Below are 24,808 nucleotides of genomic sequence, written 5' to 3'. Positions count from 1 at the left end.
TTTCAGTGTTCCACACATTCTCTTGGAAATAATTAAGGTTTTTTACCAGTCCCATTGCCGTTAGGTACTCCATTATTTTTCAGGGGTATTCAGCGGTTTTGGGAACGGTCACGATATTAATTAATTCATTTAAGCATTTGTTCTGGGGGGAAGATGCGGGAGGAATTAAGCCAATCCGTTGAGCGGAAAGTGGATGAACTGGTTGCTCTCACTCGTGACCTGATTGCATTTCCAACAATCAATCCACCAGGGGAAGCCTACCGTCCCTGTGCGGAGTTTATCGGCGAACGTTTGAAACGTAAGGGCTTTTCTGTCGAGTATGTCAGAGGAGAGAGTACCCCCGGAGACTCTGACCGTTACCCGCGCATCAATGTCATTTGCCGCTATGAAGGACGCGGTCCCGGCCCTTGTGTCCACTTCAACTCCCATATTGATGTTGTCGAGGTGGGATATGGTTGGACGGTTGATCCCTTTGCTGGCGTGGTGAAAGACGGAAAAGTCTTTGGGCGCGGTGCCTGTGACATGAAGGGTGGTTTGGCTTCTTCCATAATCGCGGCAGAGAGTCTGATTGAATGTTTCCCTGAGTTTTGTGGTGCCATCGAGATATCAGGAACGGTTGATGAGGAATCCGGCGGTCTTGGCGGTGTGGCTTATCTTGCCAAACATGGCTACTTTTCCAAGCCACGTGTCGACCATGTCATCATCCCTGAACCATTGCATAAGGATCAGGTTTGTCTCGGACATCGAGGGGTGTGGTGGAGTGAAATTGAGACGCGTGGCTCGATTGCTCACGGCTCCATGCCCTTTTTGGGTGACAGCGCAATTCGTCACATGAGTGCTTTCCTGAATGTGCTGGAAACCGAGCTTTACCCTGCGCTCAGCAAAAAACAAACACAAATGCCGGTTATTCCTCCGGGCGCCCGATCATCCACGTTAAATATCAACTCCTTACATGGCGGGCAGGATGAAGGACACGATGGTCTTCCCTCCCCTTGCGTTGCAGATAGTTGCCGCATCATACTGGATCGTCGTTTCCTGATCGAGGAGCCGCTGGAGGATGTGAAACAAGAGATAGTTGAAATATTAGAAAATCTGCGTAAAACACGTAGAAATTTCGAATATGAACTTAAGGATCTCCTTGAAGTTCTCCCCGTGATGGCAGAGAAAGACTCTCCAGTCGCTCGCGCTGTTGCAGGCGGAATTAAAGACGTGCTTCAAAAGGATGCATCATATGTTGTCTCTCCGGGGACTTATGATCAGAAGCACATAACACGATTGGGCCACTTGCACGATTGTATTGCGTATGGTCCAGGCAAACTTGAGATGGCGCACAGGCCGGACGAATTTGTTGGAATTGAGGATCTCGTTGACAGCGCCAAAGTGATGGCACTGGCCGCGTACTCTCTTTTGACGGAGCCTGATGCAAGACCAATAACAAGAACACTGTCTGATCACGTGCACTCTTAAAGTATAAGGGACGGAATGGAATGCATGCAAAGTCATTAAAAAGCCGGCTGCTTTGCCTTGCCGGAGGCGCGGCCTTCGTCCTTGCTGCACTAACAGGTGCGCACGGTTCTGCTGAAGCCAAATCTTCCCTGTCTTTGGGAATGGTACTCGAACCACCGCATCTTGATGCAACTGCAGGGGCTGCAGCTGCTATCGATGAAGTGGTCTATCAAAACGTCTTTCAAGGCCTGACGCGTATCGGCCCAGACGGAAGTGTTCTGCCCTCTCTCGCCAAGTCATGGGATGTGAGCGAAGATGGCACGACCTATCGCTTCCATTTGCAGACGGATGTCCTCTTTCATGATGGAACGCCGTTTTCTGCTGATGATGTGAAATTTTCCTTGGATCGTGCGCGCGCTGAAGGCAGCGTAAATGCACAAAAGCCACTCTTTGCAGCGATCTCTGATGTGGTTGTCGTAGATCCGCAAACCGTTGATATCAAGCTCATTACGCCAAGCGGAAATCTTGCTTACAATCTGGCCTGGGGCGATGCGGTGATTGTATCTCCTAAAACGGCTAAAACGAATAAAACGAAACCAGTGGGTACCGGACCGTTCAAGTTTGACCGTTGGATGAAGGGGCAGGAAATTCGGATTTCCCGTTTCGACCAGTATTGGGGAGACCAACCAAAGCTGGATAAAGCCTCTTTCCGTTTCATCTCTGATCCTAATGCCGCCTTTGCTGCTATGATCTCTGGCGATCTGGATGCGTTCCCAACATTTTCTGCTCCTGAAACTATCGTACAGTTTCAAGCGGACCCACGCTTTGAAGTTGCGATTGGCACGACTGAGGGTGAAACCATCCTCGCGATGAACAACGCCCGTGGCCCACTCAAGAACAAGCTCGTGCGTCAGGCAATCTCGCATGCGGTCAATAAGCAAGCATTGATTGACGGGGCTATGTTTGGACTTGGTACGCCAATTGGAACGCACTTTGCTCCGCACCATCCAGCTTATAATGATCTGACAGGGCTTTACCCTTACGATCCAGTAAAAGCAAAAGAACTCCTTGCCGAAGCAGGGTATCCAGATGGCTTCAGCGCGACGCTGAAACTGCCGCCGCCAACCTATGCGCGCCGCGGCGGTGAGCTGATTGCTTCTGACCTGAAAAAAGTCGGCATTGACCTGAAGATCATTCCTGTTGAATGGGCACAGTGGCTTTCCGAGGTCTTCAAGGAGACCAATTACGACTTCACGATCGTTTCTCATGTTGAGCCAATGGATATTGGTATCTATGCACGCGATAAATACTACTTCAATTACAACAGCGATGCCTTCAAGCAACTGATTGAAGAGCTGAATGTGACTGTTGATGAAGAGAAGCGGTATGAGCTATTGAAGCAAGCACAGCAAGTCATCTCCGAGGATGCTGTAAACGTCTACCTGTTCCAGCTGGCGAAGTCTGCTGTGTGGAATGCCAATGTGAAGGGGCTTTGGCGAAACTCCCCGACACCGGGTAACGATCTGTCACAGGTCTATTGGGCAAATAACTAAAAACACCTAGCAAATACACGTAGATATTTGCACAGGACTGCGGTTGCAACCGCAATCGCAGTCCTTCTCAATTGCTATTCCAAATTATTTGGTTTAAGCGGTTGCCAAACTGACAGTTACTTTAGGGGTAACCCTTTTCTCTCATTGTGCAATTTGCTTGTGCAACGCAAGTTTGATTGGTTTTGCGGATTTGTCCGATGCTCTGGTTTGCGTTCCTTCGTCTCATAGGCTTACTGACAACTCTACTGGCCGCAAGCCTCGTCATCTTCGTTGTGCTTGAGGTTATTCCCGGTGATCCGGCTGAGGTGATGCTTGGGCTGAATGCTCAGGCAGACACATTAGCGGCTTTGCGTGCTGAACTTGGTCTTAACGCTCCTGTATCCACCCGCTACGTGAACTGGTTACTGGGCATGCTGAAGGGTGAATTTGGTGTAAGTTACACCTATTCGGTTCCTGTTTCTGAACTAATCGGCGAACGCATCCAGGTCAGCCTTCCGCTTGCAACTGGCGCGTTAATCCTCTCGACAGTTATAGCCATCCCAATTGGCGTTTACTCCGCCCGCTATCATGGCAAGATCATCGACACAGGCATTATGTCTGTTGCCCAGATCGGCATTGCAATTCCAAATTTCTGGATTGCAATCTTGCTGGTTTACGTGTTTGCAATCGTGCTGCGGGTGTTGCCATCTGGCGGGTTCCCGGGCTGGGATGTGAGTTTCTTTGGCTCACTGCAGGCACTGTTGTTGCCTGTTATCGCACTGGCTTTGCCACAGGCGAGTATTCTGGCGCGCGTGATGCGCTCAGCCCTGCTGGATGTGTTGCATGAAGATTATATCCGTACAGCACGTGCTAAAGGGCTCTCCAACAAAGCCACGCTTTGGAGACACGGCGTGCGCAACGCACTTATTCCGGTCCTGACTATTTTGGGCCTTCAATTCTCTTTCTTGATCGCAGGTACGGTGATTATTGAGAACCTCTTCTACCTGCCAGGCTTAGGGCGTTTGATTTTCCAGGGTATTACTCAGCGCGATCTGATCGTGGTGAAAAGCAGTGTCATGCTGCTCGTTGCTCTTACAATCTTTGTGACGTTTCTCGTCGACATCGCCTATGCAGCCATTGATCCAAGACTGAGGCGACGTGCATGAATCAGGAACTCCCAAGTTATCCGTCGCTCGCCAGTTTTGACGAAATCTCCATCTGGAAGAAGGCCCTTCACAGCCGCTCTTTCGTGATCGGAGCAGTGCTTGCTCTCGTTATTCTCATCGCAGGGATTACTTCCGTCTTCTGGACACCCTATGCGATCGATGTTCTGGATGTTTCAAAGCGCCTTAAACCGATGAGTTCTGAATTCTGGTTTGGGACGGATCAGTATGGTCGCGATATCTTCTCCATGCTGATGGTTGGCGCACGCACGTCCATCATTGTAGCGTTGATTGCTGTTGGCATCGGTATGCTGATTGGCGTGCCATTGGGACTTCTGGCTGCGGCCCAAAAGGGTTTTCTGGAAGAACTGGTGATGCGCACCAATGATCTGATTTTCGCATTTCCTTCTCTGCTCTCTGCCGTGCTCATCACATCTATTTTCGGACCGGGTACTATCAACGCTGTGATTGCGATTGGCATCTTCAATATTCCGGTTTTTGCCCGCGTCGCTCGTGGCGGTGCCTTGTCTCTTTCGGGACGCGAGTTTTTGCTTGCCGCCCGCCTTTCCGGCAAGAGCTCGTTTTTGATCACTCTGGAACACGTTATTCCGAACATTGCTAATTTGTTGATCGTGCAGGCAACCATCCAGCTTTCTCTTGCAATCCTTTCAGAGGCAGGTCTCTCCTATCTTGGTTTGGGGACGCAACCACCCATGGCGAGTTGGGGCCGCATGTTGTACGAGGCCCAGACCATGGTTGCCTTTGCACCACAGCTGGCTCTTTATCCAGGATTTGCGATTATCTTTTCCGTTCTCGGCTTTAACCTGCTTGGCGACGGACTACGGGATTTGCTGGACCCCAAGATGCGGAGGCGAGTTGCGTGACTTCTGTCTTTTCCGCCACTGACCTTTGCGTTTCCATTTCTGGCAAGCCGATCCTGCGCAATGTGAGCTTTGACCTTGAGCAGGGCAAAATCCTCGGTCTTGTTGGCGAAAGTGGATCTGGCAAATCCATGAGTGCGCTCTCTGCCATGCAGCTATTACCAGAGGGTGCTCATCAGATTGGCGATCTGATGTTTGAGGGAAAGAACCTCACACGTGTTACGGACACAGAGATGACCCATGTCCGCGGCAAAGACATCTCTATGGTCTTCCAGGAACCGCTGACCGCTCTCAATCCAACCCGCACCATTGGCGAGCAAGTTGCTGAAGGCCTTCGCTGGCATCAGGGTCTTACGCGCAAAGAAGCAATGGACCAGACTATCGATGTTCTGGAACGGGTAGGCCTGGGTCTTGAATATGGTTTGATTGATCGTTTCCCTCACCAGCTTTCCGGCGGACAGAGGCAGCGCGTTGTCATCGCCATCGCCATTGCCTGTAAGCCCAAGGTGCTGATTGCAGATGAGCCGACCACAGCACTTGATGTGACAGTTCAGGCGCAGATCCTGACATTGCTGAAAGACATCGTGCGCAAAGAACAGATGGCCATGTTGCTCATTTCGCATGATTTGGCAGTTGTTGCAGACATGGCAGACACTGTTGCGATTATGAAGGATGGAGTGATTGTTGAGCGAGGTCCAACTTGCGAGCTGTTCGACAATCTTTCTCATCCCTATTCCAAAAAGCTGTTTGAAGCCTCAAATCACGTACCTGTTCCACGACAAGAGCCGGTTGACGAGATCACGCAGCCGCTCTTGAAGGTGAGCAATGTACTGCGGGAATATCCTCTCCCTCGCGCCAGCATCTTCACACGCAGACAATGGCACAGGGCCGTACAACACGTTTCCTTCCACGTTGCGCCGCGTCAGAGCATGGGACTGGTGGGTGAAAGTGGATGTGGCAAGTCCACCCTGGCGCGCACTATTTTGGGACTGACACCGCCAAACGCAGGCCATATCCAGTTTCTTGGCAAAGACCCCTACTCGGTTTCACGAAAAGACCGTCAGGATTTGCAACTGGGCATTCAGGCTGTGTTTCAGGACCCTTATGGAAGCTTTGATCCACGGCATACGGTTGAACGTACCGTTGGAGAACCTTTGCACTTGATGCGTAACGAACTGTCTCGTTCTCAACGTAAAAAACGCGTTCATGAGGTTTTGGAAAGCGTGGGGCTTTCTTCCGCAGATGCCAACAAATATCCGCACGAATTTTCTGGCGGCCAAAGGCAGCGTATCGCAATTGCGCGTGCGCTGGTCACCAATCCAAGCCTGATCGTCGCAGATGAGCCCGTCTCAGCCCTAGATGTTTCCATCAGAGCACAAATTCTGGATCTCTTTGCAGATTTGCGTGATCGGCTGGGTATGGCTTATCTGTTCATTTCACATGATCTGTCTGTCGTGCAGGCCATTACTGATCGGGTGATTGTGATGAACGCTGGCCGGATTGTTGAAGAAGGTCCAACCGGAGAAGTCTTTTCCAATCCCAAACACCCTTACACACGTATCCTTGTCTCTGCTGCGCCAGACCTCAATGAAGCCTTGCGCAGGCGCAGAGAAAAAGAGAACAAGCACACGCATTGAGCGCTATTGCCTGAAACAAACCTGTGCGGCTAGCCTTACATTTGCCTAGGCGACAGCAAGCGGAGACATGTTATGACAACAGCTGAGAACCAGCTTCGCCGGGAAGTAATAAGAACGGCGCGTGCTTTACAAAGCACTGGTTTGACACATGGAACCTCTGGCAATGTAAGCGTCCGATATAACAATGGCATGTTGATTACGCCTTCTGGCATTCCTTACGAAGATCTAGAGATGAAAAAGATTGTCTTCATGGATCTTGAGGGCGGATATTTTGGAGATTTTCTGCCTTCATCTGAGTGGCGTATGCATATGGATATTTACCGCAACTACAAAGATGCAGAGGCTGTTGTTCACTGCCATTCAGCCAGAGCGACTGCGCTTTCAACTCATAATAAAGGCATTCCAGCTTTTCATTACATGGTAGCGGTTGCTGGCGGAGATCAGATCAAATGTGCAGACTACGCAACGTTCGGGACCAAAGCCCTCTCTAAAGCAATGATCGATGCGCTTGAAGACCGGACTGCCTGTCTTTTGGCGCATCATGGTCAGATTGCTTTTGGCCCTTCGCTACACAAGGCGCTTGGGCTTGCCGGTGAAGTGGAAGCATTGGCAGATCAGTATTTATCTGCGCTGGTTCTGGGTGAACCTGCACCTCTTTGTCCTGCTGAGATGAAAGAGATTTTGAGAAAATTTAAAAGCTACGGTAAACAGCTGGATACATTGGATGGAGACGACGCAGGTGCTTTTGAAATGCCCCAGCGACGCGACTAAGCCAGAAGACAACAAAAAATGCAGAGGCTTAGGCCTTTTATGCATGTAACGGGGGAATGATTGGAACATGCGAATTGGACTTGACTGGGGTGGTACCAAAATTGAAGCGCTGGCACTTTCTAACGAAGGTGAACAACTGTTTCGCAAGCGCGTTCCAACTCCCAAGAACGATTATCAAGGCTGCGTAAAAGCTGTTATCGAACTTGTTGCAGCAACTGAAGCGGCGACGGGCGAAGTTGGGACAGTAGGCATTGGTATTCCTGGGTCCATCTCTCCAAGTACCGGACTGGTTAAGAACGCAAATTCCACGTGGATGAACGGGAAACCTCTCGACAAAGATCTGTGCGATGCCCTTGGCCGTGAAGTGCGCATTCAGAACGACGCCAATTGTATGGCAGTATCTGAGGCCATTGACGGTGCCGGAGCAGGATGCGGTGTTGTTCACGGTGTCATCATTGGCACTGGCTGTGGTTCAGGCATAGCGATTAATGGACGTCCTCATAAAGGTGCGAATGGCATTGGTGGCGAATGGGGAAACGTCACAGTGCCATGGATGCAAGAAGGCGAGTTCCCGGGGCCACTCAATTGGACTGGACACCACGGTACGATTGACCTTTTGTGCTCTGGCACAGGTTTCCAGTGGGATTATGAAAATGCCACTGGAAAGGCTCTTAAGGGCAGCGAGATCATTGAGTTGATGCGCTCTGGTGATGAAGCTGCCATGGGCACGTATCAGCGTTATGTAAGCCGCTTGGGCCGTGCCTTGGCGATGGCAGCCAACATTTTAGATCCTGACTGCTTTGTACTGGCTGGTGGCATGTCTAACGTGGAAGAGATTTACAAGGATCTTCCTGCTGCAATGCGTCCTTACATTTTCTCTGATGGTTATGATTTTGATATCCGCAAGGCCAAACACGGCGACAGCTCTGGTGTGCGCGGTGCGGCATGGCTGTGGGGTAAGGGCGAAACAACGCTACGGCATGTCAACGAAAGCTCGTAAACGTACTTTTCCTTATGGATTTCTCTTTCTATAGTCAGAACTCACGATTCCGATTTCCTGAAAGAAATTTCCATGACAATGACAAGCCAAGAAATCCTTGCAAAGCTGGTTAGCTTTGACACGGTCAGCGCAAAAACCAATCTCCCCCTGATCAAGTGGATCGAAGAGTATCTTAATGATCTGGGGGTCTCTTCTTCCATACTGCCAGACGAGACAGGTGAGAAGGCGAGCCTGTTTGCGACGATCGGTGGAGATGGGACCGATGGTTACATTCTTTCAGGCCACACAGATGTAGTGCCGGTCGAAGGACAAGACTGGACAAGCAACCCGTTCTCCCTTCGCGAAGAAGATGGTCTGCTTTACGGTCGCGGTTCCTGCGACATGAAAGGCTTTGTTGCGTGCTCTCTTGCCAAAGTGCCAGAGATGCTCAAGGCATCGCTGAACAAGCCGTTCCACCTTATGTTCTCTTATGACGAAGAAACTGGCTGCACTGGCGTTCAGCCTGTGCTTCATAAGTTGGCTGGCGAAGGGTTTCAGGCGGAAGCCTGTTTCGTTGGTGAGCCGACTGAAATGCAGGTTGTGGTGGCACATAAATCCAAAGCCTCATACCGCGCTGTGTTTACCGGCCTTTCCTGCCACTCTTCCCTCGCACCGCAGGGCGTGAACGCCGTGCACTATGGTGCTCGCCTTGTAGCAAAACTGGAAGAGATGGCACGGGAACTGGCAGCAGGTCCTAGTGATGATCTGTTTGATCTACCGTACTCCACCGCTCACACAGGTGTCATGAAAGGTGGAACTGCACTCAACATTGTGCCGGAACACTGCGAAGTAATTTTTGAGTTCCGCGTTTTGCCTACCGAAAGCCTGCAGGCATGCATGGACGAGATCAGGCGTTTTGCCACAGAAGAGCTTCTTCCTGAAATGCGCAAAGTTTCGGAAGATGCAAATATCGAGCTCATTCCTTACTCCGAGATCCCAGGACTGGATACAGAAGTGGAAGCGGATGTGACCATTCTGGCGAAGAAACTGGCAGGCCGCAATGACCATGCAAAAGTTGCTTATGGCACGGAAGCTGGCTTGATCCAGACCATCTTGAAAGTCCCAACCGTGGTGTGTGGCCCGGGCAGCATTGAGCAGGCCCACAAACCAGACGAGTACATCAAGCAATCCGAACTCGACAAATGCGACGGTTTCCTAGACCGCCTGATCCAACACGCGTGTGCTTAAGCTGAGGTTGGAGAGCTCTTCACGATGGGTTGAAGGGCTCTTCTTTTCATTGCTGGGTGCAATTTTGTTTCAGGAGTTGCACCTATGAGCTCCTTAGGTTATGAAAATCGCATGATGACTATGCAAGCACAAAACATGCTGTGGTGGTGGCGCCGGTGACGGTGGCTGAACACGCATGTCTTGTTGACCTGTAATTTCCAAGCCGCCGCATTTTCTGCAGGCGGCTTTGTTGTATCTACCGCCTCGCAAACATCAAAAACAGGTGTGCACGACCCGGAGGATTGACCATGCCGATCACGGCAGAACGGACTTATAAGAGCAAAGGCGGCGTTATCATCCGCCGTAAAAGCCGAAATGCTGATTATGCCGCTGGTACAAGCGAATGGATGGACAGACTGGACCGTCAACGCGGTGCTGTGCTTTCCTCTTCCTACGAATATCCGGGCCGCTACACGCGCTGGGATATGGCGCTGGCCAACCCACCGCTGCTGATCGAATCCAACGACCGCAAGATTACCATTCAAGCTTTGAACGAGCGTGGACGCGTGTTGATGCCTGCCGTTCAAGGCGCATTGGACGATCACGAGGACATCGCGGATTTCAATGCAGGTGAGTATCGCATTGATCTGACCATCAAGACGCCAGACAGAGCCTTTTCAGAGGAAGAGCGCTCCCGCCAGCCCTCAACCTTCTCCGTGGTACGTACTCTTGTTGATCTGTTTTCCTGTGATGATGACCAGCTCGGGCTTTATGGCGCGTTCGGGTATGATCTGACGTTCCAGTTTGAGCCAATTAATCAGAAACTGCAGCGCCCTGACGACCAACGGGACATGGTGTTGTTTCTGCCCGATGAAATCCTGATTGTTGACCACTACGGCCGCAAGGCCCATGTGCTGGAATACGATTTTGAGTACAACGCCAAGACGACAGACGGTCTGCCACGTGATGGTGAAGAGACGCCCTATAAGGCTGCGACTGAAACTCCTGCTCGTGGAGACCATGAGCCGGGTGAGTATGCGGATCTGGTGCGATCTGCAGTCGATTACTTCAAGCGCGGTGATCTGTTTGAGACCGTTCCCGGGCAAGTGTTCTATGAACCTTGCAAAAACCCGCCATCCGCTGTTTCGCGACGTTTGCAGCAGATCAACCCTTCGCCTTATTCCTTCTTCATCAACCTAGGCAACGCCGAGTATCTGGTTGGCGCCTCTCCTGAGATGTATGTACGGGTGACTGGTGGTCGCCGTGTGGAGACCTGCCCTATTTCCGGCACGATCCGCCGTGGCAAGAACGCGATTGAAGATGAAGCGCAAATCCGCAAGCTGCTGAACTCTGCCAAGGATGAAGCGGAATTGACCATGTGTTCTGACGTGGACCGGAACGATAAGAGCCGCATCTGTGTTCCAGAGTCTGTCCGTGTGATTGGTCGTCGTCAGATCGAGATGTATTCCCGTCTGATCCATACCGTGGATCACATTGAAGGCACTCTGCTTGATGGTAAGGATGCGTTGGATGCGTTCCTTTCTCATACATGGGCTGTAACTGTTACTGGTGCACCAAAGCGTTGGGCCATGCAGTTTATCGAAGACCATGAGAAAAGCTCTCGTGCATGGTATGGCGGCGCAATCGGTGCAGTGCTGTTTAATGGTGACATGAACACCGGACTGACGCTGCGCACTGTTCGCATCAAGGATGGTGTGGCTCAGATCCGTGCTGGTGCGACGCTGCTTTATGACAGTATCCCAGAGGATGAAGAAGCTGAGACCGAGCTGAAAGCGTCTGCCATGATTGCTGCTGTTCGCGAGGCTGGACTTGCACTTACCGCTGAAGAGGAAGTTGTTAAAGCTAAGCCGGGCAAAGGTAAAAAGATTCTGCTTGTCGACCACGAAGATAGCTTCGTACACACACTGGCAAATTACTTCCGGCAGACAGGTGCTGAGGTTGTCACCTATCGTAGTCCGGTGCTGGATGAAGTCTTTGATCAGGTAAACCCGGATCTGGTCGTTCTATCCCCTGGCCCAGGTTCTCCGAAGGACTTTGACTGTCGGGCTACCATCGAAAGAGCCCGTGCTCGCAAGCTCCCAATCTTTGGTGTGTGTCTTGGTCTGCAGGCGCTGACCGAAGCATTTGGTGGTGAGTTGGATCAGCTTGATGTTCCTGTACATGGGAAGCCATCTCTTGTTTCCTTTAGTCACAGCTCCAAGCTGTTTGATGGGCTGAGTTCACCTGTCAGTGTTGGCCGTTATCACTCTTTGTTCGCTAAGCGGGATGTGTTGCCAGATTGTTTTGAAGTGACTTCAGAAACCAAAGACGGCGTGATCATGGCAATTGAACACAAGAACGAGCCTATTGGCGCCGTTCAGTTCCATCCGGAGTCCATCATGTCCTTAGATCAAGACGGCGGTCACAAGATCATTGAAAATGTGATGATCAAGCTTCTTGCTAGAGATTAGATCTGGTCTCTGACCAAATTGATTTCATCAATTGGACCAAATCAAAGGCTGGGATTGAGCGATCACTTCCAGCCTTTTCCCTAGAGTTTTGTACAGATGGTTTATCTGCACGAAACCTAGAAGCATTTTTGGTCGCATTATTGGTGAATTGCAGCATATAAATGCGCTAGATAGCGACAGTGAACCTGTTCAGATTGAGAATATTGCAAGTCTCATGTGCGCCGGGTTGCGTTATATGACTAATCTATGCACGATTGAAGTGATTGGCGCAGTTGTTTTTATAGAGATCCAGAGGCTGCAAAAGATTTTTCCTGCGTGTTTTTGCCGAAAACCAATTGCCACTTTTCGGGAATACGCTTTGATTGACGAGAGTTTGCTCTCAAGGTTCACTTAAGAGGATAAAAATGAAGGTACGCGGTATTTTAAGCGGCGTTTTGATGGGCGCAGCGGTTCTAACAGGAACGTTTGCGACTACAGCAACTGCAGCAGAGAAGATCACGGTCGGCGCCTTGCGCTTCACTTCTCATGCAGCGAATTTTGTTGCGTTTGAAAAGGGTTATTTCAACGAAGCAGGCTTGGAAGTTGAGTTCAAGTTCTTTCAGGCTGCGCAACCGATGGCGCTTGCAATTGCCTCCGGCGATGTGGACTTCGGCCTTACAGCGATTTCCGGTGGCCTGATTAGTCTTGCAGACAAGGGCGCAGTGAAAGTTGTTGGCGGCGCATTGCAGGAAGAAGCTGGCATTGACGGCCAGATGATCCTTGCTTCCAAAGCCGCGTTTGATGCAGGCCTGAAGACACCAGCTGATCTGAAAGGCAAGAGCTTTGGTGTGACGACAGCAGGTTCATCCTTCCATTACATGGCACATAAGATTGCGGATAAAGAGGGCTTTGACCGCAAAGACATCAAGATCCGTCCCCTTCAGAAGGTTGGCGCAGTGATTGGGGCACTGAAGAGTGGTCAGATTGATGCGTGGTCTATTGTTCCGCACATCGCAAAGGGTTTAGCCAAGTCACCTCAGGTGGAGATGATCGGTAAAGTTTCTGATTACGTGCCAAATTATCAGGTAACCACTGTCTTCACTTCTACGAAGAACATTAATGACAATCCTGAGCTGGTTAAAACCTTCCTCGGTGCCTACTCCAAAGGCGCGGCTGACTTTAACGCGGCTCTGGTAGACAAATCCGCAGGTGATGCAACCGCGGAAGACATGGTGAAGCTCATTCATAAGTACGTCTATGCTGATCGTCCATATGAGAAAGCTGCTCCATCCATTCGCAATGGTGCGATGCGTCTTAACGAAGGTGCTGCGCTAAACATGGCGAGTGTGGAAGATCAGCTTAACTGGTTCAAGAGCGAGAAGCTGGTACCAGCAGGCGTAACACTCGATAAGCTGGTTGATGTGAAGTTCGTCGAAACCTTCTAATCCAACATACGCATTGCCCGCTGCGAGTGGGCAATGCCTTTTCCCATAATCCGGTTGGATTACATGCAAATTTCCATTGAAAAACTCTCGCATGCCTACGGCTCTGTCGAGGTCCTGAATGATATCAACCTGACCTTTGAACCCGGTGAAATTGCCGTGATCATCGGACCATCTGGTTGCGGAAAGTCTACGCTGCTGCGTCTGATGGGCGGTCTCGAAGAGCCGAGCAAGGGCGCTGCCTACATTGCAGGCCAGGCACCAGAAGGGTCTCTCAACCCTCTCACCTATATTTTTCAGGACTTCGCGCTGTTGCCTTGGCGCACTGTGGCCGGCAACATCTCTTTGGTGCTTGAGGACCACAAGCTCTCTAAACAGCAGAGCAAGGCGATCATTGATGATGTCCTTGCACGCACCAACCTCTCAGAGTTTCATGATGCACTTCCACACCAGCTTTCCGGAGGGATGAAGCAACGTGTAGCAATTGCGCGAGCGTTGGCAGTTAGCCCTGCCTTTCTTCTTATGGATGAGCCTCTGTCAGCTTTGGACAGCCAGACACGAGAACTTCTGATGGATGATCTGGTGGCTTTATGGTCCCGTGAGGCATTCTCAGCCTGCTACGTTACACACAATCTTGCAGAAGCTGTTCGCCTTGGTCACAAAGTCATCGTGTTGTCTCGTCGCCCTGGCAAGGTTCGTGAGGTTGTAGAGATCTCTATCCCGCTAAATGAGCGCCGTGAACGTGCCGCTGAGCTTGAGGAGGTGCAGCAGCAGTTGTGGCACATGATGCGCGAAGAAGCTCTTGCTGCTGACAGGGAGCTTGCCGATGTCTGATCCGGTAAACCGCAAGAAAGTTCCGTTTCGTGGAGGCGGGTTCAAGCCACGTCCGATCCGTTTTGTTGCTCCATTTGTATTTCTGGCTTTAGTGCTGTTTTGGGAGTTTGGTTCCCGCACAGGCATCATCAGCAATCTGGTTTTGCCAGCACCATCAGAAGCGTTTCAGGCCTTCTTAGATCTCTATAATTCGGGTCTATTCTGGAAGCACGTGAGCACAAGTCTTTATCGGCTTGTCTTTGGCTGGAGTATTGGAACCGCACTCGGCATTTTGGTGGGGTTGTTGATTGGGCTGTTCTCACTGGCACGATCCAGTCTGCTGCCTCTTACCTCAGCGTTTTTCCCAATTCCAAAGATTGCCTTGCTGCCGCTCTTCATCATCTGGTTTGGGATCGGGGAAGGTTCTAAAGTTGCGACAATCCTGTTTGGTACATTTTTCCCAACAGTCATCGCCACTTATGGCGGCGTTGATAATGTGGAGCGTGGATTGGTCCGCATGGGACAATCCTTCGGTATGAGCTGGCTTTCCATCGTACGGAAGATCATTTTGCCTGGAGCCTTACCTGCGATCTTGTCCGGAGCTCGGATCTCCGCAAGTATCGCGATTATTCTACTGGTCGCTGCAGAAATGATCGGCGCAGAATATGGCATTGGCGCTTATGTGTTGATGGCTGGTTCTTTATTCGCAACAGATCAGTTGATCGTCGGCGTCGCGATGCTTTCCATCTTGGGGCTCTGCGTCAGCTGGCTGATTGGTAAGGCCGAAAAGGCCCTACTGAACTGGCGCGGATAAGACCGCGCAAACAGACAGGCCTCGCTGGAGAATAGTCAGCGAGGTTTTGCTTTCTAAGCGAGACTGGAGTTACACGCGTTTTTGAAATGCACCTCAAACACGCTGATCCAGCCATTGTTATAGCTTTCACGCATTGTGGAGCCAATTTCGCCAAGCTTTTCCCAATCGTGATGGCTCAAAACCACTCTGGTGCCTTCACCGTCCTTCTCAAACGTCACATCTACACAGGTTGCCATGCTCTCCGGGTTATTGATGTGCCAAAGGATCGAAAGGGCTTTGGCAGGCTGATAAATTTTGAGCGTTCCCCAATCATGGCGTGTGCCGTCCTTTGCAACTTCATATAGCTTGCCGCCTTCTTGCCGCTCACAAAAGATCTCGGGGAGTTCACCGCCATTCATTGCGGTGACAGAATGGGTCTGGATTGGCCACCATTTACTGAAATCACCAGTAAAAACCTCGAAGGCTCTTTCCGGACTACAGTCCACCCTAATCGTTTTCACCACTGGTGTGATCATACCCCTACTCCTGTTGCTCAGTGATTTCATAAGACAGATTTATATCCACAAACTGTCGAGTCAGAAGCTCAAACTTTTACACCGTCACGTTTCGGCACAGATTAGAACCTCTTGCTTCAAAAATTAAAGATGGCATGTTCCCACATTTTGCTTTTATTGTTTCGCTGAAAGCTAATCTGAACGAAGATGTTGGTAGGCCGAAAAAAGGCATATTGCAGTCTTATCTCAGTCTTAGTGCCATATCAGACGAGGACAAATCATGGTTTTACGCATAAACGACACGATCCCTAATTTGACTGTTCCCACTGATCATGGAGAGATAAGTCTGCACGATTGGGTTGGAGACAGTTGGGCGATCATTTTCTCTCACCCTAAGGATTTTACACCTGTTTGTACGACTGAATTCGGCGCTGTGGCCCAGCTTGGTAATGAATGGGCCAAGCGCAACACCAAAGTCCTTGGCGTTTCAGTTGATGGCGTGGAAGACCACAAGAAGTGGAAAGTCGATATTGAGTCCGTCGGCGGTGCAAAGCCAGACTTTGCGATTGTAGCCGATGCTGGCCTTGAAATGGCCAAGGCCTTCGACATGCTTCCTGCTGAATATGTGCTTCCTGATGGCCGCACACCTGCTGATTCAGCAACAGTTCGTTCTGTCTTTATCATTGGGCCGGACAAGCAAGTGAAACTGATGATGACCTACCCTATGACCGTCGGGCGAAATTTTGCAGAAATCCTGCGTGCTCTGGATGGACTTCAAATGTCTGCTAAGGGTGTTGCAACGCCTGCTGACTGGACTATTGGTGAAGATGTGATCGTACCTCCAGCTGTGAGTACTGAGGACGCGGAAGTCAAATTTGGCTCTGTGAAAACAGTCCTACCCTATCTGCGATATGTGAGTGCGCCGAGCTAAACACTCAAAACATGCTCCTTACAATAGAAAGCCCCGTAGAGATGGTCTCCACGGGGCTTTTAAACGTCTTATTGAACCTGAGGCTTAGTCGACTTTACGAACTGCGCCTTTGGCTGCGCTGGTTGTCATGGCAGCGTAGGCCTTCAGCGCGGTGGTAACCTTGCGCTTACGCGTCTCAACAGGCTTCCATGCATCATTGCCTTTTGCTTCCATAGCAGAGCGACGGGAGGCAAGTTCTTCATCAGAAACACGCATCTCGATCTTACGGTTTGGAATGTCGATATCAATCATATCGCCTTCTTCCAACAGACCGATGTTGCCGCCTTCTGCCGCTTCTGGAGAGACATGACCAATGGACAAGCCGGAGGAGCCACCAGAGAAGCGGCCATCTGTGATGAGCGCACAGGCTTTGCCGAGGCCTTTGGACTTGAGATAGCTGGTTGGATACAGCATTTCCTGCATTCCGGGACCACCACGAGGGCCTTCGTAGCGAATGAGGACGATGTCGCCTTCTTTCACTTTACCAGTCAGGATCGCACTTACTGCGGTATCCTGAGATTCAAAGATGCGTGCTGGGCCAGAGAATGAGAGAATGCTCTCGTCTACGCCAGCTGTCTTAACGATACAGCCATCTTCTGCCAGATTACCGTAGAGCACTGCCAGTCCGCCATCCTGTGAGAAGGCATGTTCTTTAGAACGGATAACGCCGTTTTCACGGTCTTCATCTACGCCTTCAGCATAGCGGGAGCTCTGAGAGAAGGCGACCTGCGTTGGCACACCGCCAGGTGCGGCTGAGAAGAACTCTCGTACGCTAGTGCTGTCTGTGCGTTTAATATCCCAGCGCTCAAGTGCGTCAGCCAAGTCTTTGGCATGTACTGATTTTACTGAGGTATCGATGAGGCCTGCGCGATCCAGCTCGCCCAAAATGCCGAGGATGCCACCTGCGCGGTGAATGTCTTCCATGTGAACGTTGGCAACCGATGGAGCCACCTTACACAGCACTGGTACGATGCGAGACAGGCGGTCAATGTCTTCCATGGTGAAGTCCACCTCACCTTCCTGCGCTGCAGCCAGCAAGTGCAGAACGGTGTTGGTGGAACCACCCATCGCGATGTCCATAATCATTGCGTTTTCAAAGGCCTTGAAGTTTGCAATGTTACGCGGCAGTGCGCTCTCATCTTCCTGTTCGTAATAGCGTTTTGCCAGATCGACGATCAGGTGACCAGCTTCGATGAACAGGCGTTTACGGTCAGAATGCGTTGCCAGAGTGGAGCCATTGCCCGGAAGGGAAAGGCCCAGAGCTTCTGTCAGACAGTTCATGGAGTTTGCGGTGAACATGCCAGAACAGGACCCACACGTCGGGCATGCGCTGCGCTCGATGCTTTCAACGTCGCTGTCAGAAACGTTGTCATCAGCTGCCGCGATCATTGCGTCGACAAGGTCAACTTTGCGTTTTTCACCGTTTGCGAGCGTTACTTTGCCAGCTTCCATCGGTCCACCGGACACAAACACAGTTGGAATGTTCAGGCGTAAAGACGCCATCAACATGCCTGGAGTGATCTTGTCACAGTTGGAAATACAGACCATGGCATCTGCACAATGTGCGTTGACCATGTACTCTACGGAGTCGGCAATCAACTCGCGAGATGGCAAGGAGTAGAGCATGCCATCGTGGCCCATTGCGATGCCGTCATCGACTGCAATGGTGTTGAACTCTTTTGCGATACCACCAGCCTGCTCAATTTCGCGAGCGACGAGTTGGCCGAGGTCTTTCAAATGCACGTGGCCAGGCACGAACTGCGTGAAGGAGTTGACGACAGCAATAATTGGCTTGCCGAAGTCATTTTCTTTAACACCGGTTGCCCGCCACAGGCCTCTGGCGCCTGCCATGTTGCGGCCGTGTGTGGAAGTGCGCGAACGATAGTTTGGCATCGAAAACCCCAGTCTGGCGAATATGTTTTTTACGCGTTGCGGTATAGTTAGTTTTATCGGACTAATTTGGCAACTTTTCTTCAGCTTACACCACTAATGAGAAAAAGAGTACCCGCGGGTACGCCTCTCCCCTTCTGATCGCTTGAGCATTTCTCGGGTGTCACCTGTCAGAGGCTCAAGTCTTGCTGTTTTTAGAACCGGTTAAAGGCAAAACTGGAGAGATCATGACCTGCATTTTTTCCCATGAGCACGTCTGCCATTAGGCGTCCGATGGATGGTCCAATACCAAATCCATGACCAGAGAAACCAGTCACGATATGCAGGTTGTTCTGATTTGGTGCTCTATCGATTACAGGCAGAAAGTCTGGCATAGCATCAATGAGACCGCCCCAGGCGGATTGCAGTTTCGTTCCTTTGAGCTGAGGGAAGCGATCGACAAGAGCCTCGGTTAAAGCTCTCAGCTCTTTCTGATCAGGCTTGGAGTTAAGAACGCGCATGGCTTCAAATGGCGTTATGTCCGCTCCGGTCCAGCGCCGTTTTTGCATCCAGTGGTCAGGGTAGTTTTTGGGAGACCACGGCTTGATGCTGGTGCCTTTTAAGTTTTCGGCCATGTTGGGCAGCCATTCTTTCAAGAACTTAAAAGAATCCAGACCGATATGGTGGGTCTGGTTGTTCTTGAGTGCCAGCGTGTAGCCACCATCCTGACGACGGCGCATGGCGAAGGTGTTGTCTGAGGCATTTGCCGGGAAGACATCCGGCACGACTTGCGTTGCTGCAACAGTCAGCTCCACGGAAAGCTGAGGCAGTTTAATACCTGCATTGGCGGCGAATAGAGAAGACCATGCCCCACCTGCCAGCATTACCTGCCCCGCCTTGATCTCGCCCTGCTCTGTGACAGCACCAACGACTTCACCGCCAGATTTTACCAATGTACGAACAGCAGTGTTTTCGCAGATGACAGCTCCAAGACGCTCTGCAGCTTTTGCAATGCCGAGTGTTGCTTGTCCGGGTTCAGCCCGACCATCACTGGCAGTATGCATTCCGCCAATCCAACGCCCATCTTTACCTTTGATGTCTTCATGAACCTGCGCTCTTGAGATCATGCAGGTATCGAGATCATATTTCCGGCCAAGCTCGACGAACTTCTCGAAATTTTCCAAGTCCTCATGCTTCTCAGCAAGGTAGTAGACGCCAGTCGCGCTGTAGCCGAGGTCCTCCTCTGTCTCTTTGCTGAGCTCGGCCCATAGGCAGCGTGCTTCAATCGAGAGCGGGATCTCCGGTTCATCACGTCCTTGCTGGCGGATCCAGCCCCAATTGCGGCTGGACTGCTCGCCTGCAACACGCCCCTTTTCGCAAAGGGTGACGCTTACGCCCTTCTTAGCAAGGTAATACGCAGTGCAAACACCAATGATGCCGCCGCCGATGATGAGCACGTCAGTTTCCTGCGGCTGTTCTCCATGGAACTGCTGCGGTGTATTTTCTGAATAAATCACGTCACTTACTCAAGGAGGTTAGATAAAGGGTCCGAGCTCGATCTTAGAGCCATCGGAAAACCGCGAATAACGGAAGCGCGTCAGGTCGTAGCGCGCGGGTTTATCCATGAGCAAATCTGCCATGATGCGCCCAGCAGCTGGCCCTATACCGAACCCATGCCCGGAAAAACCTGTTGCGATAAACACGCCCTTTTGCGTTGGAACTTCATCCATGATCGGAACAAAATCCGGCATTGCATCAATCATTCCAGCCCAGCTTTCTTCCATTTGCAGCCCTTTGAGCTGTGGGAAGCGGTCAACCAGACGAGCCTGAATGCGTTTGAGAGCTTTCGGGCTTGGATCAGGGTTTAGCACACGACATGTTTCAAACGGTGTGATCTCATCTCCAGACCAATGGCGTTTATGTGCCCATGAATCTGGATAGTTTTTGGGTGGGTTCATGCCAAAAGAAATGCCTTTGAAGGATGCTTTCACAGCAGGAAGCCACTTGAAGAGATGACGAAATGAGTCTTTACCGATGTAGTGGTCATGAATATCACTGACCGCAAGCGTGTAGCCGCCATCTACTCTTTTACGGAACGCAAATGTGCCGTCTGCTGCGTTGCCATTGAAAAGATCAGGTACAGCCTTGGTCGCAGCTACAGTTGCCCGTACGCACAGCTGAGGCATGGACACGCCGAGATTTTGCGCAAAGAGTGAGGACCACGCACCCGCGGCGATCAAGACGCGGTTTGCTTTGATCGCACCTTTCTCGGTCACAGCACCGGTGAGCTTGCCACCTTCGAATTCCAGCGTGCGTACTGCACAGTCTTCAACAATGACAGCACCGTTCCGTTCAGCCGCCCGGCCAATCGCAGGTACAGCTATCCATGGTTCAGCGCGGCCATCGCTTGGTGTGACCATGCCGCCAATCCATTTGCCGTCACGCCCCGGAATTTTGGCGTAGATTTCGTCTTTACTGAGGAGTTTGGTGTCAAGTTGATGCTGTTTGGCAAGTTCAAGAAAGTCCTCGTAGTTTTTGAGGTCCTCTTCTTTTTCTGCCAGATAATAAACACCCTCCTGGCGAAACCCGAGATCCTTACCGGTCTCCTTCATCAGCTGCTGCCAGAGCCTGCTGCTTTCCATGGATATGGGAAGTTCTGCAGCATCCCTGCCTTGCTGACGAACCCAACCCCAGTTGCGGCTCGACTGCTCACCAGCAACGCGGCCTTTTTCGCAGAGTGTCACATTCACACCCTTTTGTGCCAGCCAATAAGCTGTGCAGGTGCCAATCACGCCACCGCCAATGATCAGAACGTCAGTCTGTTCTGGAAGGTCGCCGAAAAACTGTTGGGGAGTGGAGCTGGTATAGGTCGCCATGAAGGCCTCTAGGAATCGGATCTGTAAACTACAATCCGATGAACTTAGCAGGACTAAGATATCACTGCACGAGGGAGTGCCTAAGCACTTAGTCGACCTTTGGATTAGACCATATTGGTAGGTCTGGCTGTTTCTCAACCTGAAACCAGCCTGAGAGCCCAATGCTCTCAGGCCAGAACATTGCTTAGCGCGGAGCCATACGGATTGCGCCATCCAAGCGGATGGTTTCACCGTTCAGCATTGGGTTGGTGCAAATTGCTTCCACCAGCTGCGCGTATTCATCACCGCGACCCAAACGAGACGGGAACGGCACCTGCTGACCAAGTGAGTCCTGGACTTCCTGAGAGAGACCACGAAGCATTGGAGTTTCGAAGATACCCGGTGCAACAGTCATTACACGAATGCCAGACTTAGACAGATCACGTGCAACAGGCAGTGTTAAAGCAGCGATGCCGCCTTTGGACGCCGCGTAAGCTGCCTGGCCAATCTGACCATCAAATGCCGCCACAGATGCAGTGGAGATGATCACGCCGCGCTCACCGTCTTCTGTCAGTGGATCAAGACTTGCCATGCGTGTTCCAGCAAATGACATACAGCGGAACGTGCCAACGAGATTTACGTTAATGACCGTCTGGAACATATCCATTGGGTGCGGTTCGCCACGAGAGGTGGTTTTTGCAACAGGTGCGATACCTGCACAATTGACGAGAATGCGTGTTGGGCCGTGCGCTGCTTCAGCTGCATCCAGACCAGCTTTCACGCTGTCATCGCTTGTGACGTCAACTTTTACAAACTGAGCACCAATTTCTTGTGCCAGTGCGTTACCTGCTTCTTCATTTACGTCGAAAAGAGTTACTTTCACGCCATGGCCAGCCAATTTCCGTGCGGTTGCCGCGCCAAGACCTGATGAGCCGCCGGTTACAACGGCTGCAATTTCTTTATTAAGTTGCATGGAATCCCATCCCGATTCATTTTGTTTGCCCCGCTGTCTTTCAAAGCTCCCGCCAAAATTCTTTGAAAGCAGCAAAATGCTGGATTGCGGGTCGGCATGAGAAAATCATTCTCACGCCAAAGCCACAAGGTCTACTTTTCCATTGATTCCCGCAACACACTCAGACTTTAAATCTATCATGTTTCCCTTATACCCTTGTCGTAGGGCCATGGAATAACTTGCACCATCCGTCAGGAACCGGGTGCCCTGAACCTTGTTGGCAGCTTCCAGCTTTGCTGCGCGGTTTACAGCGTCACCAATCACCGTGAACTCCAATCGGTCCCGTACTCCAACAACTCCAACACTGACGGGTCCTGCTGCCACACCTACACCAACTTCAAACTTTGTGGGCCAGCCTGCGGCTTCAAGATCAGCGCACTCTTCCTCCAGAATGTGAGCCAGCTCGACACCTGCACGCAGCGCATCGGCCGCATATGTTTCGCTGTCTGACACAGCGCCAAAGGTTGCGAGGATACCATCACCGAGGAACTTGTCGATCTTGCCTCCCTCTCCCAAAATCGCCTTTGCAGCCTTCTTTTGATAGAGACTCAGAACACGCATGGTGGTCTCTGGCGGCAATTTGGCGGCAGTTTTTGTGAAAGACCGGATGTCTACAAGAAGGATGGCAACGTCCCGGATTTCTCCTGTTCCAGCCATGAGCCTGCTTTCAGATTCCACAATGGAACTTGCAACTTCCGGCGTAAAAAAGCGGCTCAAGTCTTTCACCGCATTCTTTTGGCGAATGGCTGAGAAGAAGGTACGGCGAGCTCTAAAGATTGAAAGGGCAAGAAGCGCTGTCACTGACAGAATGATGATCAACTTGTCCAGCTCGGCTCCGATGAGAACCGCTTCGCCTGTTAGATACTCAATGTAGTTTCGAGTGATGAGCGTCGAGCCACCCTGATACGTCAGAGCGTAGAACACCAACCCCAACCAGCCCAGGGCGCCGAAGACCCCAGTGAGGATTACATACCGAGGATCAAAGCGGAGCGCTCTCAAAGCGATGAACAGGAACAAGTACATCAAGGTCGGGGCTTTGAGATAGAAGGTGGGGTGCTGGGCGTATTGGATGTGGAAGGAGAATATCAGCCCAACCAAAAGTGCCACATCTGCCATGATGGACAAGACCAGATACCAGACCGGCAGTATGGTCCTGAAAGAGACGTAAATTCGAATGAGCGTAAAGACAAGATAACAAGAAAAGGCGATGGGAACGAAGTTGAAACCCATTGTGCCTTCAGCCCTCGGAGCGAGGGCATAGAGAACCGCGAAGAAGATGATGACGCCGAGCTGGACAATGCCAATCAGTCGCTCAGAAGCCGCTTCCTGACGCGCTACTTCACTACGTACACGTAAAGGCAAGTCCCCTTCCGGAGCTTTTGGCCCTAAAACACCGCGCTTCAGCTGCTGGTAGAAGTTAGGTTCAGCTTTCTTCTGGTAAGAGATGCCATGGAACTTTTCGCTCAAGTCCACATCCGGCTTTTTCTCAGATCCACGCTTTTTTGAAGGATCGGAATTTTCTGGACCACTTCCAACTGCCACACTTGTCTCCCGTCACACCATTCAACAGGTGTTGCTGGTTTGCTCGCAGTTTCATCAGATCTGTTGCGAGCGACGGGTGAATGAACTTAAGGTTTGAACACCATCCCTTCAGAGGCCACGATTGCTCGTGGATGCATCTGCTGGGCAGCCAAACCTATCTCGTCCAGTTCATCATCCGTGCGACGCGGATCGTGATGAAAAATCACGGGCGTTTTCACGTTGGCGCGCTGGCATATTCCGACCACATGCTCCCATGTGGAATGTCCCCAACCCTTATACTTAGGGTATTCGGCACAGGTGTACATCCCATCCTGGATCACAACATCTGCATCACGGATAAACTCTAGGACAGCTGCATCGTGAGATTCGCTCCCCATTTCGTGATCTGTGATAATGCACATGGACTTACCATTGAACTCCATCCGGTAGCCACAGGCACCGCCAGGATGGTTTAGCGCAACAGTTTTGATTATCAGCCCATTGTCTTTCTTCAGGGTGTCCCCTGCCTTGAAACTTTTAAAGGAAACAGCACTTAGCGTGTTCGCCCCTACCGGGAAAATAGGGGGTGACATGATCCGACAGATAATGTCCTTCAAATCACACGGGTCATTAAAATGGCCGGCCATGGCATTAATACGGAAGCTTGGGTCATAGGCAGGTTCGAAGAAAGGAAGACCGCAGATATGATCCAGATGCGTGTGGGTGAAGAGCAGGTCGATATCTCGGTTTTTACCCTTCATCATTTCGCTGCCAAGGTTCCGAGCGCCAGAACCACAATCAACCATCAACAGAACATCCCCCGCCCGAACTTCGAAGCAGGTTGTTTCTCCGCCATATCTAAGAGTTTCGGGACCAGCTGCAGCTGTTGAACCGCGAACACCCCAAATTTTAAGCGAAAACTCGTTCAAGTA

The 24,808-nt window shown here is 51.1% G+C and carries 20 protein-coding genes; 13 read left to right on the top strand and 7 right to left on the bottom strand.

Features of this window, described 5'->3' with window-relative positions; all coding sequences use genetic code 11:
- Nucleotides 1–153 precede the first annotated feature (153 nt).
- The 12 genes from BM231_RS20005 to BM231_RS19945 all read left to right on the top strand — a co-directional run bounded on the left by BM231_RS20005 (nt 154) and on the right by BM231_RS19945 (nt 15,155).
- The gene (locus BM231_RS20005; protein WP_093522145.1) at nt 154–1,467 is read left to right on the top strand and encodes an acetylornithine deacetylase/succinyl-diaminopimelate desuccinylase family protein; all 1,314 of its coding nucleotides are present in this window, start codon (nt 154–156) and stop codon (nt 1,465–1,467) included.
- 20 nt (nt 1,468–1,487) lie between these two features.
- The gene (locus BM231_RS20000) at nt 1,488–2,999 is read left to right on the top strand and encodes an ABC transporter substrate-binding protein (RefSeq protein WP_093522143.1); all 1,512 of its coding nucleotides are present in this window, start codon (nt 1,488–1,490) and stop codon (nt 2,997–2,999) included.
- 197 nt (nt 3,000–3,196) lie between these two features.
- On the top strand, nt 3,197–4,144 hold the full coding sequence (locus BM231_RS19995) for an ABC transporter permease (protein WP_093522141.1): 948 nt from the start codon (nt 3,197–3,199) through the stop codon (nt 4,142–4,144).
- Nucleotides 4,141–5,025, top strand: a complete 885-nt coding sequence (locus BM231_RS19990; RefSeq protein WP_063311930.1) for an ABC transporter permease — start codon at nt 4,141–4,143, stop codon at nt 5,023–5,025. The genes BM231_RS19995 and BM231_RS19990 overlap by 4 nt, the downstream gene beginning before the upstream one ends.
- Entirely contained in the window at nt 5,022–6,659 is a 1,638-nt protein-coding gene (locus BM231_RS19985; RefSeq protein ID WP_093522139.1) for an ABC transporter ATP-binding protein, read from the top strand. The genes BM231_RS19990 and BM231_RS19985 overlap by 4 nt, the downstream gene beginning before the upstream one ends.
- A 72-nt stretch (nt 6,660–6,731) precedes the next feature.
- On the top strand, nt 6,732–7,430 hold the full coding sequence (locus BM231_RS19980) for a class II aldolase/adducin family protein (protein WP_093522137.1): 699 nt from the start codon (nt 6,732–6,734) through the stop codon (nt 7,428–7,430).
- Between the two features lie 67 nt (nt 7,431–7,497).
- Nucleotides 7,498–8,430 (top strand): ROK family protein, encoded by a 933-nt coding sequence (locus BM231_RS19975; protein ID WP_093522135.1) that lies wholly within the window; start codon nt 7,498–7,500, stop codon nt 8,428–8,430.
- Nucleotides 8,431–8,502: 72 nt separating this feature from the next.
- Nucleotides 8,503–9,657 (top strand): acetylornithine deacetylase, encoded by a 1,155-nt coding sequence (gene argE, locus BM231_RS19970; protein ID WP_093522133.1) that lies wholly within the window; start codon nt 8,503–8,505, stop codon nt 9,655–9,657.
- A gap of 287 nt (nt 9,658–9,944) precedes the next feature.
- Nucleotides 9,945–12,107 carry an anthranilate synthase component I gene (locus tag BM231_RS19965; protein WP_093522131.1) on the top strand — a complete coding sequence of 721 codons (2,163 nt, stop codon included), beginning with the start codon at nt 9,945–9,947 and terminating at the stop codon, nt 12,105–12,107.
- 404 nt (nt 12,108–12,511) lie between these two features.
- Nucleotides 12,512–13,531 carry an ABC transporter substrate-binding protein gene (locus BM231_RS19955; RefSeq protein WP_093522127.1) on the top strand — a complete coding sequence of 340 codons (1,020 nt, stop codon included), beginning with the start codon at nt 12,512–12,514 and terminating at the stop codon, nt 13,529–13,531.
- A 63-nt stretch (nt 13,532–13,594) separates the two neighbouring features.
- Entirely contained in the window at nt 13,595–14,362 is a 768-nt protein-coding gene (locus BM231_RS19950; RefSeq protein WP_093522197.1) for an ABC transporter ATP-binding protein, read from the top strand.
- Nucleotides 14,355–15,155 carry an ABC transporter permease gene (locus tag BM231_RS19945; RefSeq protein ID WP_093522125.1) on the top strand — a complete coding sequence of 267 codons (801 nt, stop codon included), beginning with the start codon at nt 14,355–14,357 and terminating at the stop codon, nt 15,153–15,155. The genes BM231_RS19950 and BM231_RS19945 overlap by 8 nt, the downstream gene beginning before the upstream one ends.
- 53 nt (nt 15,156–15,208) lie before the next feature.
- Here the strand turns inward: BM231_RS19945 and BM231_RS19940 are convergent, their stop codons facing one another.
- The gene (locus BM231_RS19940; protein ID WP_093522123.1) at nt 15,209–15,670 is read right to left on the bottom strand and encodes an SRPBCC family protein; all 462 of its coding nucleotides are present in this window, start codon (nt 15,668–15,670) and stop codon (nt 15,209–15,211) included.
- Between the two features lie 259 nt (nt 15,671–15,929).
- Between BM231_RS19940 and BM231_RS19935 the strand changes: the two genes are divergently transcribed.
- Nucleotides 15,930–16,580 (top strand): peroxiredoxin, encoded by a 651-nt coding sequence (locus BM231_RS19935; RefSeq protein ID WP_093522121.1) that lies wholly within the window; start codon nt 15,930–15,932, stop codon nt 16,578–16,580.
- A gap of 84 nt (nt 16,581–16,664) precedes the next feature.
- On the opposite strand, the gene ilvD is transcribed toward BM231_RS19935, so the two are convergent.
- The 6 genes from ilvD to BM231_RS19905 all read right to left on the bottom strand — a co-directional run bounded on the left by ilvD (nt 16,665) and on the right by BM231_RS19905 (nt 24,805).
- Nucleotides 16,665–18,512 carry a dihydroxy-acid dehydratase gene (gene ilvD, locus BM231_RS19930; RefSeq protein WP_093522119.1) on the bottom strand — a complete coding sequence of 616 codons (1,848 nt, stop codon included), beginning with the start codon at nt 18,510–18,512 and terminating at the stop codon, nt 16,665–16,667.
- 191 nt (nt 18,513–18,703) lie between these two features.
- A complete protein-coding gene (locus BM231_RS19925) occupies nt 18,704–20,005 on the bottom strand; it encodes an NAD(P)/FAD-dependent oxidoreductase (protein ID WP_093522117.1) in 1,302 nt (433 codons plus the stop codon).
- A gap of 18 nt (nt 20,006–20,023) precedes the next feature.
- On the bottom strand, nt 20,024–21,364 hold the full coding sequence (locus BM231_RS19920) for an NAD(P)/FAD-dependent oxidoreductase (RefSeq protein ID WP_093522115.1): 1,341 nt from the start codon (nt 21,362–21,364) through the stop codon (nt 20,024–20,026).
- Between the two features lie 184 nt (nt 21,365–21,548).
- Complete coding sequence (locus tag BM231_RS19915; protein WP_093522195.1) at nt 21,549–22,316, bottom strand: SDR family NAD(P)-dependent oxidoreductase; 768 nt, start codon at nt 22,314–22,316, stop codon at nt 21,549–21,551.
- Nucleotides 22,317–22,427: 111 nt separating this feature from the next.
- Nucleotides 22,428–23,897 carry an adenylate/guanylate cyclase domain-containing protein gene (locus BM231_RS19910; protein ID WP_093522113.1) on the bottom strand — a complete coding sequence of 490 codons (1,470 nt, stop codon included), beginning with the start codon at nt 23,895–23,897 and terminating at the stop codon, nt 22,428–22,430.
- An 86-nt stretch (nt 23,898–23,983) separates the two neighbouring features.
- Nucleotides 23,984–24,805, bottom strand: coding sequence for an MBL fold metallo-hydrolase (locus BM231_RS19905; protein ID WP_093522111.1), 822 nt, complete (start codon nt 24,803–24,805; stop codon nt 23,984–23,986).
- Nucleotides 24,806–24,808 lie beyond the last annotated feature (3 nt).

It is taken from the genome of Pseudovibrio ascidiaceicola (genome assembly GCF_900114245.1).
In the GTDB taxonomy this organism is placed as follows: Bacteria; Pseudomonadota; Alphaproteobacteria; order Rhizobiales; family Stappiaceae; genus Pseudovibrio; species Pseudovibrio ascidiaceicola.
The sequence above is the reverse complement of the archived record's forward strand: the minus strand, read 5'-3'. Positions and strand labels throughout refer to the sequence as shown.

Excerpts from the sequence above, each read along its gene's own strand:
- BM231_RS19935 (WP_093522121.1), top strand. The coding sequence starts at position 15,930 with ATGGTTTTACGCATAAACGACACGATCCCTAATTTGACTGTTCCCACT.
- BM231_RS20000 (WP_093522143.1), top strand. The coding sequence starts at position 1,488 with ATGCATGCAAAGTCATTAAAAAGCCGGCTGCTTTGCCTTGCCGGAGGC.
- BM231_RS19940 (WP_093522123.1), bottom strand. The coding sequence starts at position 15,670 with ATGATCACACCAGTGGTGAAAACGATTAGGGTGGACTGTAGTCCGGAA.
- BM231_RS19955 (WP_093522127.1), top strand. The coding sequence starts at position 12,512 with ATGAAGGTACGCGGTATTTTAAGCGGCGTTTTGATGGGCGCAGCGGTT.
- BM231_RS19945 (WP_093522125.1), top strand. The coding sequence starts at position 14,355 with ATGTCTGATCCGGTAAACCGCAAGAAAGTTCCGTTTCGTGGAGGCGGG.
- ilvD (WP_093522119.1), bottom strand. The coding sequence starts at position 18,512 with ATGCCAAACTATCGTTCGCGCACTTCCACACACGGCCGCAACATGGCA.
- BM231_RS19915 (WP_093522195.1), bottom strand. The coding sequence starts at position 22,316 with ATGCAACTTAATAAAGAAATTGCAGCCGTTGTAACCGGCGGCTCATCA.
- BM231_RS19965 (WP_093522131.1), top strand. The coding sequence starts at position 9,945 with ATGCCGATCACGGCAGAACGGACTTATAAGAGCAAAGGCGGCGTTATC.
- BM231_RS19995 (WP_093522141.1), top strand. The coding sequence starts at position 3,197 with ATGCTCTGGTTTGCGTTCCTTCGTCTCATAGGCTTACTGACAACTCTA.
- BM231_RS19990 (WP_063311930.1), top strand. The coding sequence starts at position 4,141 with ATGAATCAGGAACTCCCAAGTTATCCGTCGCTCGCCAGTTTTGACGAA.
- BM231_RS19980 (WP_093522137.1), top strand. The coding sequence starts at position 6,732 with ATGACAACAGCTGAGAACCAGCTTCGCCGGGAAGTAATAAGAACGGCG.
- BM231_RS19920 (WP_093522115.1), bottom strand. The coding sequence starts at position 21,364 with ATGGCGACCTATACCAGCTCCACTCCCCAACAGTTTTTCGGCGACCTT.
- BM231_RS19975 (WP_093522135.1), top strand. The coding sequence starts at position 7,498 with ATGCGAATTGGACTTGACTGGGGTGGTACCAAAATTGAAGCGCTGGCA.
- argE (WP_093522133.1), top strand. The coding sequence starts at position 8,503 with ATGACAATGACAAGCCAAGAAATCCTTGCAAAGCTGGTTAGCTTTGAC.
- BM231_RS20005 (WP_093522145.1), top strand. The coding sequence starts at position 154 with ATGCGGGAGGAATTAAGCCAATCCGTTGAGCGGAAAGTGGATGAACTG.
- BM231_RS19950 (WP_093522197.1), top strand. The coding sequence starts at position 13,595 with ATGCAAATTTCCATTGAAAAACTCTCGCATGCCTACGGCTCTGTCGAG.